Source organism: Pseudoxanthomonas mexicana (assembly GCF_010093385.1).
GTDB classification, from domain to species: Bacteria; Pseudomonadota; Gammaproteobacteria; order Xanthomonadales; family Xanthomonadaceae; genus Pseudoxanthomonas_A; species Pseudoxanthomonas_A mexicana.
Genome location: NZ_PDWV01000004.1, coordinates 120,552 through 130,432, shown reverse-complemented (window position 1 = coordinate 130,432; position 9,881 = coordinate 120,552). Strand labels below are relative to the sequence as shown.

Genomic DNA, 9,881 nt, shown 5'->3' with positions numbered 1-9,881 from the left:
ATCGTGATATGACACGTTCCCTACCCGGTGCCCGGCGCCGCGCCTCCTGCTTCCCATGCCGATCCGCATCCTGACCGTCGATGACCATCCCCTGCTGCGCGAAGGCATCGCGGCGGTGATCGAAGGCCAGCCCGACATGCAGCTGGTCGGCGAAGCCGCCAGCGGCCTGGAGGCCCTGCAGGTCTTCCGTGACTGCCGCCCGGATGTGACGCTGATGGATCTGCAGATGCCCGGGATGGGCGGGGGGGAGGCCATCGGCGCCCTCCATCGCGAGTTCCCGGAGGCCAAGGTGGTGGTGTTGACCACCTACCAGGGCGATGCGCAGGCGCTGCGTGCGTTCAAGGCCGGGGCGGCGGGTTACCTGCTCAAGAGCATGCTGCGGCGCGAACTGGTGGCCACCATCCGCAGTGTGCACGCCGGCCGCCGCCGCATGCCGCCCGAGATCGCGGCCGGCATCGCCGAACATGCCTCCGACGACGCGCTGAGCCAGCGCGAGATCGAGGTGCTGCGGCAGGTGGCCGACGGCAACGGCAACAAGCGCATCGCCCAGCTGCTCGGCATTTCCGAGGAGACGGTGAAGGCGCACATGAAGAACATCCTGTCCAAGCTGGACGCCAACGACCGTACCCACGCGGTGACGATCGCGGTCAGGCGCGGCATCTTCGATCTCTGAGGCGCGAGCGCCCGGCGGCGCGCGATGGTGCAGGGGGAGGCGGCCGGAGCCGGGTTTGCCGGGGTCGGCCGCGCCGGCACAAAGACAAGACCCCGCCGTAGCGGGGTCTGGTTTCGATGCACGGGCTGCGGCTCTCAATCCGCGGCGCCTGGCCGGATGGCGATCCCTAGGGGACTCGAACCCCTGTTTTAGCCTTGAGAGGGCCACGTCCTAACCACTAGACGAAGGGAGCGTTTTTGGTGAAACCGGCGTAGCGGATTAGTATAGGCGGCGGCACCGCCCAGGGCAATCCATCCGGGCCGCCGCGTGACCCCTTCTGCATGGAACCGCCACTATTACGCCGTCCACCGCTCTGCGAACCATCCCGCGCGACCAGCACACCATCTCGCGCAAGGACATCAGCCCGAACGCGCTGCGCGTGCTCTACCGCCTGCGGGACGCCGGTTTCCAGGCCTATCTGGTCGGCGGCGCCGTGCGGGACCTGCTGGTCGGCGGCCACCCCAAGGATTTCGACGTGGCCACCGACGCCACGCCCGAGCAGGTGCGCCAGCAGTTCCGCAACTGCCGCCTGATCGGCCGCCGCTTCCGCCTGGCGCATGTGGTGTTCGGGCGCGAGATCATCGAGGTCGCCACCTTCCGTGCCAACGTCGACGACGGTAGCGGCGACCGCGAGATGGACAACGGCCGGCTGGTGCGCGACAACGTCTACGGCACCGTGGAGGACGACGCGGTGCGCCGCGACTTCACCGCCAACGCGCTGTATACGCCATCGATGATTTCTCGGTGCGCGACTACGTCGGCGGCTTCGAGGACACGATGGCGCGGCGGCTCAAGCTCATCGGCGACCCCGAACAGCGCTACCGCGAGGATCCGGTGCGGATGCTGCGCGCAGTGCGCCTGGCGGCCAAGCTGGGCTTCGAGATCGACGCGGACACCGCCGCCCCGATCGCGCCGCTGGCGCCACTGCTGGCCGAAGCCGCGCCGGCCAGGCTGTTCGAGGAGATATTGAAGCTGTTCCTGTCCGGGCATGGCGTCGCCAGCTTCGAAGGGCTGGAGCGCTTCGGCCTGCTGAAGGTGCTGTTCCCCGAGACGGCGGCCGCGCTGGCCTCCAACCGCAGCGGCGCTTTGCGCCGGATGGTGCTGGCGGGTCTGGCCGGCACCGACCAGCGCGTGGCCAACGACGAGCCGGTGTCGCCCGCGTTCCTGTTCGCCCTGCTGCTGTGGCCGGCCTACTGTCGCGCGCTGATGGGCCTGCAGGCGCAGGGCGTGCACGCCGAGGAGGCGCAGCGCCGCGCGGCCGACCGCGTCACCCTGCATCAGTTGAGCACCGTGGCGCTGCCGCGCCGCTTCTCGCTGCCGATGCAGGAGATCTGGCTGCTGCAGACCCGCTTCGGCAACCGCCAGCGCAAGCGGGTGATGCGCCTGCTGTCGCATCCGCGCTTCCGGGCCGCCTTCGACTTCCTGGTGCTGCGGCTCGCGGCCTCGCCCGAGCACGCCGAGGACGTGGCGTTCTGGCGCGAGGCGCAGACCCAGTCAGGCGATGAGCTGGCGGCCACGCTCGGCGTCGCCCCGGCAGCCGATGCGATCGTCGACGAGGACGCGCTGCCCTCCAAGCGTCGCCGTCGCCGCCGTCGCCGCAGCACGGCCGCGTCGCCGGAATGACGCCCGCCATCCGGGCCGCCATTGGCCTGGGCGCCAATCTGGGCGATGCCGTCGGTACCTTGCGAGGAGCCGTCGAGGCGCTGGCCGTGCGCGACGGTGTGACGCTGCGCGCGGTGTCGCGCTTCTACCGCACGCCGGCGTGGGGCCGGCAGGACCAGCCCGACTTCGTCAACGCCGTAGCGCTCGTGGACACGTCGCTGGCACCGCGCGCGCTGCTGGACCTGCTGCTGGCGGTGGAAGCCGAGTTCGGCCGCCATCGCATCGCCGGTGAGCGTTGGGGCCCGCGCACGCTGGACCTGGACCTGCTGCTGTACGGCGATGCGGTGATCGATGCGCCGGGCCTGCGGGTGCCGCACCCGCACCTGCATGAACGCGCCTTCGCGCTGGTGCCGTTGCTGGGTGTGTGGCCGGACGCCCGTATCCCGGGTTACGGCGATGCACGGGATGCTGTGTCCGCGCTGGAAATGTCCAACATCCATCCGCTATGAGTGGATAATACGGCGCTATGAGCACGCACGCCGACAGCAAGCCCTGGACCGTCCCCGCACTCGCCGATGCCAAGCGCGAGGGGCGCAGGCTGGTGATGCTGACGGCGTACGACAACAGCTTCGCCCGCGTGCTGGATGCCAACGGTGTGGACCTGGTGCTGATCGGCGACTCGCTCGGCATGGTGGTGCAGGGGCATGACTCCACGCTGCCGGTGACGGTGGACGACATCGTCTACCACACGCGCGCCGTCGCCCGCGGCCTCAACCGGGCGCTGCTGGTATCCGACCTGCCGTTCCAGTCCGACGCCACGCCCGAGCGGGCGCTCGACGCCGCCATCGCGTTGCTGCAGGCCGGTGCGGAGATGGTCAAGCTGGAAGGCGCAGGCCACAAGCTGGACGTCATCCGCTTCCTCGCCGAGCGCGACATCCCGGTGTGCGCGCACTTGGGCCTGACCCCGCAGTCGGTGCTGAAGTTCGGCGGTTACCGCGTGCAGGGCCGCGACGAGGCCGCCGCCGCGCGTCTGCGCGAAGAGGCACGCGCCGTTGCGGAGGCGGGCGCGCAGCTGCTGGTGCTGGAATGCGTGCCGTCCTCGCTGGCGGCCGCCATCACCCCCGACCTCGCCATTCCCACCATCGGCATCGGTGCCGGTCCCGGCTGCGACGGGCAGGTGCTGGTGCTGCACGATTTCCTCGGCCTGGATACGGGCCACCGGCGTCCGAAGTTCGTCAAGGACTTCCTTGCCGAGGGCGGTTCCGTGGCGGGCGCGGTGCGCGCCTATGCCGACGCGGTGCGCAGCGGGGCGTTCCCCGACGACGCCCATTCCTACTGACCGCGCCGCGCGCAACCACACGCCACAGGGGCCACGATGATCGAGACCATCACCGAGCTGGAGGCGCTGCGTGCCCGCGTCAGGGAATGGAAGCAGCAGGGCCTGCGGGTCGGTTTCGTGCCCACGATGGGCAACCTGCATGCCGGGCACTATTCGCTGGTGATGCTGGCGCGCCAGTATGCCGACCGCGTCGTGTCCAGCGTGTTCGTCAATCCGACCCAGTTCGGTCCCAACGAGGACTTCACCCGCTACCCGCGTACGCCGGAAGCGGACATGAGCGGGCTCGAAGGCGCCGGCTGCGATGTCCTGTGGCTGCCGACGGTGGAATCGATGTATCCGTTCGGGGTCGAACTGGCGGCCAATGTACATGTGCCCGGCGTGAGCGGCGTGCTGGAAGGTGCGCATCGCCCCGGTCACTTCGACGGCGTGTGTACCGTGGTGAGCCGGCTGTTCAACCAGGTGCAGCCCGACGTGGCGGCCTTCGGCAAGAAGGACTACCAGCAGCTCGCGGTGATTCGGCAGCTGGTCACCGATCTGGCATTCCCGGTGCAGATCGTGGCGGGCAGCATCGTGCGCGAGGCCGACGGCCTGGCGATGAGTTCGCGCAACCAGTACCTGTCCGCCGACGAGCGTCCGCGCGCGGCCGAGATCCGCAAGGCGTTGGTCGCCATGCGCGACGGCCTGCTCGCCGGCCTGACGCGCGCGCAGGTGGAAGCCGACGCGGCACGGCGGCTCACCGAGGTCGGGTACGCGGTGGACTACACCGTGGTCCGTCGCCCCGACCTGAGCGAACCGGTCGACGGCGAACCCGGCGCACGGGTCGCCTTGATCGCGGCCAGGCTGGGGCGCACGCGGCTGATCGACAACCTGGAGTTCTGACGGCGCCAGCGCCGGCGGCGGACGCGGTGTTGCACGACGATGCACGCCGCTCCAGGCGCAAGGGGCTAAACTTCGCGTCCCCCGATCCAGATTCCGCCCGCCATGCACCTCAGCCTGCTCAAGACCAAGATCCACCGCGCGACCGTCACCCATTCGGAGCTGAACTACGAAGGCTCCATCGCCATCGACGGCCTGCTGTTGGACGCCACCGGCATCCGCGAATTCGAACAGGTGCACATCTGGGACGTCACCAACGGCGCGCGCTTCTCCACCTATGCGATCCGCGCGGATGAGGGCAGCGGCATCATTTCGCTCAACGGCGGCGCCGCGCGCCACGTGCAGGTGGGCGACCTGATCATCATCGCGGCGTTCGCGTCGATGAGCGAGCAGGAGGCCGACCAGTTCCAGCCCACACTGGTGTACGTGGACGGCCAGAACCGCATCACCCACACCAACCGCAGCATCCCCAAGCAGGCCGCCTGACATGAGCCAGGGTTTCGACGCGCTGCAGTCCCACGCCACGCGCCTGCGTGGCGCCCCCTTGAGCGATCTGCTGGCGCGCGAGCCCGACCGCGTGGCCGCGCACGCCGTGCGCAGCGGACCCCTGTACTTCAACTTCGCGCGCCAGTCCTACGACGCGTCCGCGTGGCAGGCCCTCGTGGAGCATGCGCGGCAGGCGGACCTGGCCGCCGCTTTCCGCCGCCTGTTCGACGGTGAGAAGGTCAACGTCACCGAAGACCGGGCCGCACTGCATACCGCGCTGCGCGGGCGGCATTCCGACACCGCCGTCGCGCGCGAGGCGCACGAAAGCGCGTTGCAGGTGCGGGGGCGGATGGCGGGCCTGGTCGCGCAGCTCGAGGCCAGCGACGTCACCGACATCGTCAGCGTCGGCATCGGCGGTTCCGACCTGGGGCCGCGGCTGGTGGCCGATGCGCTGCGCGATCCGCTGCCGGGGCGCTTCCGGGTGCATTTCCTGTCCAACGTCGATGGCGCCGCCGCGCAGCGCACGCTGGCGCCGCTGGACCCCGCGCGTACCGCGGCGATCCTGATCTCGAAGACGTTCAGCACCCAGGAGACCCTGCTTAATGGCCGCATCCTGCGCGACTGGCTGGGTGGCAGCGAGCGGCTGTATGCCGTCAGCGCGAATCCCGAGCGCGCCGCCGCGGCCTTCGACATCGCCCCCGGACGCGTGCTGCCGATGTGGGACTGGGTAGGCGGCCGCTATTCGCTGTGGTCCGCAGTCGGCCTGCCGATCGCGCTGGCGATCGGCTTCGACCGTTTCGAGCGTCTGCTGGCCGGTGCGTCGGCCTTCGATGCGCATGCCGTCAACACGCCGCTGGCCGACAACATCGCCGTGCGCCACGCGCTCACGGCGGTGTGGAACCGGAATGTGCTGGGCCATGCGGCGCCGGGCGTGATGACCTATGACCAGCGCCTTGCGCTGCTGCCGGCCTATCTGCAGCAGCTGGTCATGGAGAGCCTGGGCAAGTCGGTGAAGCTGGGTGGCACCCCGGTCGGCGTCGATACCGTGCCGGTGTGGTGGGGCGGGGCAGGCACGGATGTGCAGCACAGCTTCTTCCAGGCGCTGCATCAGGGCACCGGCATCGTGCCCCTGGATTTCGTGGGCACGGTCAGCAGCGACGCGCCGTATGCCGAGAACCACCAGGCGCTGCTGTCCAACCTGTTGGCCCAGAGCGAGGCGCTCGCGAACGGGCAGCGCAGCGACGATCCGCACCGCAGTTACGCCGGCGGCCGACCGAGCACGCTGATCCTGCTGGATGCGCTGACACCGGAAGCGCTGGGCGGCCTGATCGCGATGTACGAGCACAGCGTCTACGCGCAGTCGGTACTGTGGGGCATCAACGCGTTCGACCAGTTCGGCGTGGAACTCGGCAAGCAGTTGGCCAATGGCCTGCTGCCGGCGCTGAAGGGCGAAACCGAGGCAAAGGATCCGGTGACCCGGGCGCTGCTGGCCGAGATCGCCGCGCGCGGGTGAGTTGCCGCCTACCGACACTAGCTTTCCTGTAGGAGCGACGTCAGTCGCGACAGGTGGGGTGAAGCGTCACTGGTCGCGCATCATGCGGATCGCTGTCCTGGTGGTCTGCGCGGGATGTCTTGACGTCGACCCGCATGATGCGGGGGCTGCGTTGATTCTGTCCGTGCGGTCGCGACTGACGTCGCTCCTACAGAGGTGGGTGCCTGCGCAGCGCCCAGGCCACATGCTCGCGCACGACGGCTGAAGGATCGTCCCGGCGGCTTTCCAGCGAGGCGACCACATCGGGCGTCGACGGCGCATTGCCCAGCGCGACGGCGATGTTGCGCAGCCAGCGTTCGTGGCCGCTGCGGCGGATCGCGGAGCCTTCGGTGCGGCGCAGGAATTCGTCTTCGCTCCATGCGAACAGCTGCGGCAGCGTGGCCACGTCCAGGTCGTTGCGCGCGCGGAAGTCGGGTTCGTCGGTGCGTCTGGCGAACTTGTTCCAGGGGCAGACCAGCTGGCAATCGTCGCAGCCGAAGATGCGGTTGCCGATGGCCGGCCGCAGGTCTTCCGGAATCGCGCCCTCGTGCTCGATGGTCAGGTAGGAGATGCAGCGGCGCGCGTCCAGCCGGTACGGCGCGGTGATCGCCTGCGTGGGGCAGACCTCGATGCAGCGCGTGCAGGTGCCGCAATGCGCCGTGGCCGGTGCATCGATAGGGAGCGGCAGGTCGACGTAGATCTCGCCCAGGAAGAACCACGAGCCGCCATCCTTGTCGATCAGGCAGGTGTGCTTGCCGATCCAGCCCAATCCGGCATTGCGGGCCAGCGCGCGCTCCAGCACCGGCGCCGAATCCACGAATACGCGGTATCCGAACACGCCCACGTCCTGCTGCAGCCGTTCGGCCAGCTTCTGCAGGCGATGACGCATCAGCTTGTGATAGTCGCGGCCCAGGGCATAGCGCGCGACATAGGCGCGTGTGCCGTCCTGCAGCGTGTCCCATGCGTCGTCGCTGTCGTTGCGGCCGTAGTCCAGGCCCACGGAGATCACCCGCAGCGTGCCGGGAATCAGTTCCTGCGGGCGCGACCGCTTGTCGCCATGCTGGGCCATCCAGTCCATCGAGCCGTACAACCCTTGCGACAGCCAGTCGCGCAGGTGCTGTTCGTCCTCGCCCAGTTCGATGCCGGCGATGCCGCAGCGCTGGAAGCCGAACTCCCGCGCAAGCGCGCGGACCCGTTGCGCGAGCAGCGATGGATCGGGCAGGGCGGCAGTGGGGCCGGGAACGGGCATGCGCGGGATTATAGGAGGCCGGCCGGCTTCACTTCCCCGCAACCTTGCGCGGACCTAGAATCCGGCCATGTCCGGCACCTGGCCCCTGTACTCCACGCAAGCCGCGCGGGCGCTGGACCAGCGTGCCACGCGCGCCCTCGGCGGCGACGCCTACGTGCTGATGCAGCGCGCGGGACAGGTGGCGTGGCAGCACGTGCTGCAGCACTGGCCCGAGGCACAGCGCATCGTCGTGGTGTGCGGGCCGGGCAGCAATGGCGGTGATGGCTACGTGCTGGCCCGGCATGCGCACCGCGCCGGACGCAGCGTGGATGTGGTGCACCTGCGTTCGCACGTACCGGGAAATTCCGTCGCGCAGCGCGCGTGCACCGAGTACGTGGCCGCCGGCGGACGGGTCGCGCTGTTCGACGCCGTGCTTCCGCATGCCGACCTGGTGGTGGACGCGCTGTTCGGCATCGGCCTGTCGCGTGCGCCGGAGGGCGAGGCGCGTGCCCTGATCGAGGCGATCAACACGCAGGCCGCGCCGGTGTTCGCTCTGGACGGCCCCAGCGGCGTGGATGCCGATCGCGGCAGTGCGCCCGGCGCTGCCGTGCTGGCGACCCGCACGCTGCAGTTCATCGTGAGGCACGTCGGACTGCACACCGGCGATGCGCTGGAATACACCGGTCAGCTCGCACTGGAGGAGCTGGATCTTCCCGGGGAGAGCTTCGAAGGCGTGCCCGCCGACGCCTCGCTGCTCGACCACGATGCGCTGGTGCCGTGGCTGTTGCCGCGGCGACGCAATACGCACAAGGGCGAGTCCGGCCACGTGCTGTGCATCGGGGGCGATGAGGGCAGTGGTGGCGCCATCGCGCTGTGCGCCGAAGCCGCCTTGCGTGCAGGGGCCGGCCTGGTGAGCGTGGCCACGCGGCCGGCCCACGTGCCCGCACTGCTCGCGCGCAGGCCCGAAGCGATGGTGCGTGCGGCCGAAGCCACGGACGATCTGATTCCCATGGTCGCGCGTGCCCGCGTGGTGGCCGTCGGCCCCGGCCTGGGCCAGGGCGAGTGGGGGCAGGCGCTGTTCCAGCATGCACTGCGCAGCGGCCTGCCACTGGTGGTGGATGCGGATGCGCTGAACCTGTTGTCCGCGACAGCGCATCCTTTGCAGGATGCAGTTCTCACACCACACCCGGGCGAAGCCGCACGCCTGCTCGCCTGCACCGTGGCCGACGTCCAGCGCGACCGCGTCGGCGCCGCACAGGCCATCGCACAGCGCTACGCGGCCGTCGTGGTGCTGAAGGGTGCAGGTACGTTGGTCGCAAGCGGGCAGGCGACGCACATCGTGGCGGCAGGCAACCCCGGCATGGCGGTGGGGGGTATGGGCGACCTGCTGACCGGCATCATCGCCTCGCTGCGCGCGCAGGGGCTGTCGGCCTTCGACGCGGCGAGCGCGGGCGCGCTGCTGCATGGACTGGCGGGTGATGCCGCTGCCTGGGACGGCGAGCGTGGGCTGCTGCCGTCGGACCTTCTTCCGCACGTGCGCCGTCTGGCCAACCCCTGAGTCGTGCGTTCACCGGTCATGCGTGCCCTGAGCGCATAGAATCGCCACATGCACCTGTTCCTTCCCGACACCGACGCCACCGAGGCGCTGGGCCAGGCCCTGGCACGCACGCGTCCTGCGGTCGCCGTCGTGCACCTGCGCGGCGACCTGGGCGCCGGCAAGTCCACCGTTGCCCGCGCCCTGCTGCGCGCCCTGGGCGTGGCGGGCGCCATCCGCAGCCCCACCTACACGCTGGTGGAACGCTATCCCGTGGAAGGCGGAGAAGCCTGGCATCTGGACCTGTACCGCATCGGTGACGCGGGGGAGCTGGAATTCCTCGGGTTGGACGAAGGGGCGGCCGTGCTCTGGCTGGTGGAGTGGCCGGAGCGCGGCGGGGCGGCGTTGCCACCGGCCGATCTGCAGGTAGACCTTTCGGTGGAGGGCAACGGCCGGGCGGCGCGCCTGGTGGCGGCCTCGCCCCAAGGACAGCAGTGGCTGGAGCGCGTGGCTACGGAAGGTGAGTTAACGGCCTCATCTCTCCAGTCCGATTAGGAACATCCGGCAGGTCAC

Annotated in this window: 9 protein-coding genes, 1 tRNA gene and 1 pseudogene; 9 read left to right on the top strand and 2 right to left on the bottom strand. The window is 69.9% G+C overall.

The window, feature by feature from the left end; genetic code table 11:
- The first annotated feature begins 55 nt into the window (after nt 1–55).
- Nucleotides 56–673 carry a response regulator gene (locus CSC76_RS03025; RefSeq protein ID WP_162108581.1) on the top strand — a complete coding sequence of 206 codons (618 nt, stop codon included), beginning with the start codon at nt 56–58 and terminating at the stop codon, nt 671–673.
- A gap of 157 nt (nt 674–830) precedes the next feature.
- Here the strand turns inward: CSC76_RS03025 and CSC76_RS03020 are convergent.
- A tRNA-Glu gene (locus CSC76_RS03020) sits at nt 831–905 on the bottom strand.
- Between the two features lie 84 nt (nt 906–989).
- Here CSC76_RS03020 and pcnB point away from each other — a divergent pair.
- The 6 genes and pseudogenes from pcnB (at nt 990) to pgi (ending at nt 6,528) form a co-directional block, all read left to right on the top strand.
- Nucleotides 990–2,335 (top strand): annotated as a pseudogene (pcnB, locus tag CSC76_RS03015) (polynucleotide adenylyltransferase PcnB).
- The gene (gene folK, locus CSC76_RS03010) at nt 2,332–2,823 is read left to right on the top strand and encodes a 2-amino-4-hydroxy-6-hydroxymethyldihydropteridine diphosphokinase (RefSeq protein WP_162108580.1); all 492 of its coding nucleotides are present in this window, start codon (nt 2,332–2,334) and stop codon (nt 2,821–2,823) included. Before pcnB ends, folK begins: the two are co-directional and overlap by 4 nt.
- Nucleotides 2,824–2,840: 17 nt before the next feature.
- Entirely contained in the window at nt 2,841–3,653 is an 813-nt protein-coding gene (gene panB, locus CSC76_RS03005; protein ID WP_162108579.1) for a 3-methyl-2-oxobutanoate hydroxymethyltransferase, read from the top strand.
- Between the two features lie 36 nt (nt 3,654–3,689).
- Complete coding sequence (panC, locus tag CSC76_RS03000) at nt 3,690–4,532, top strand: pantoate--beta-alanine ligase (protein WP_162108578.1); 843 nt, start codon at nt 3,690–3,692, stop codon at nt 4,530–4,532.
- Nucleotides 4,533–4,634: 102 nt separating this feature from the next.
- Nucleotides 4,635–5,015: an aspartate 1-decarboxylase gene (panD, locus tag CSC76_RS02995; RefSeq protein WP_162108577.1), complete on the top strand. Its 381-nt coding sequence runs from the start codon at nt 4,635–4,637 to the stop codon at nt 5,013–5,015.
- A gap of 1 nt (nt 5,016) precedes the next feature.
- A complete protein-coding gene (gene pgi, locus CSC76_RS02990; RefSeq protein ID WP_162108576.1) occupies nt 5,017–6,528 on the top strand; it encodes a glucose-6-phosphate isomerase in 1,512 nt (503 codons plus the stop codon).
- A 187-nt stretch (nt 6,529–6,715) separates the two neighbouring features.
- Here the strand turns inward: pgi and queG are convergent, their stop codons facing one another.
- On the bottom strand, nt 6,716–7,795 hold the full coding sequence (queG, locus tag CSC76_RS02985) for a tRNA epoxyqueuosine(34) reductase QueG (RefSeq protein ID WP_162108575.1): 1,080 nt from the start codon (nt 7,793–7,795) through the stop codon (nt 6,716–6,718).
- A 67-nt stretch (nt 7,796–7,862) separates the two neighbouring features.
- Here queG and CSC76_RS02980 point away from each other — a divergent pair, with 67 nt between their 5' ends.
- The gene (locus CSC76_RS02980) at nt 7,863–9,332 is read left to right on the top strand and encodes an NAD(P)H-hydrate dehydratase (RefSeq protein ID WP_162108574.1); all 1,470 of its coding nucleotides are present in this window, start codon (nt 7,863–7,865) and stop codon (nt 9,330–9,332) included.
- 48 nt (nt 9,333–9,380) lie between these two features.
- Nucleotides 9,381–9,863: a tRNA (adenosine(37)-N6)-threonylcarbamoyltransferase complex ATPase subunit type 1 TsaE gene (gene tsaE, locus CSC76_RS02975; RefSeq protein WP_162108573.1), complete on the top strand. Its 483-nt coding sequence runs from the start codon at nt 9,381–9,383 to the stop codon at nt 9,861–9,863.
- Nucleotides 9,864–9,881 lie beyond the last annotated feature (18 nt).

Bases quoted from the DNA above. Each gene is read 5' to 3' on its own strand.
- CSC76_RS03025 (WP_162108581.1), top strand. From the start codon at position 56: ATGCCGATCCGCATCCTGACCGTCGATGACCATCCCCTGCTGCGCGAA.
- pgi (WP_162108576.1), top strand. From the start codon at position 5,017: ATGAGCCAGGGTTTCGACGCGCTGCAGTCCCACGCCACGCGCCTGCGT.
- panD (WP_162108577.1), top strand. From the start codon at position 4,635: ATGCACCTCAGCCTGCTCAAGACCAAGATCCACCGCGCGACCGTCACC.
- tsaE (WP_162108573.1), top strand. From the start codon at position 9,381: ATGCACCTGTTCCTTCCCGACACCGACGCCACCGAGGCGCTGGGCCAG.
- panB (WP_162108579.1), top strand. From the start codon at position 2,841: ATGAGCACGCACGCCGACAGCAAGCCCTGGACCGTCCCCGCACTCGCC.
- folK (WP_162108580.1), top strand. From the start codon at position 2,332: ATGACGCCCGCCATCCGGGCCGCCATTGGCCTGGGCGCCAATCTGGGC.
- queG (WP_162108575.1), bottom strand. From the start codon at position 7,795: ATGCCCGTTCCCGGCCCCACTGCCGCCCTGCCCGATCCATCGCTGCTC.
- CSC76_RS02980 (WP_162108574.1), top strand. From the start codon at position 7,863: ATGTCCGGCACCTGGCCCCTGTACTCCACGCAAGCCGCGCGGGCGCTG.
- panC (WP_162108578.1), top strand. From the start codon at position 3,690: ATGATCGAGACCATCACCGAGCTGGAGGCGCTGCGTGCCCGCGTCAGG.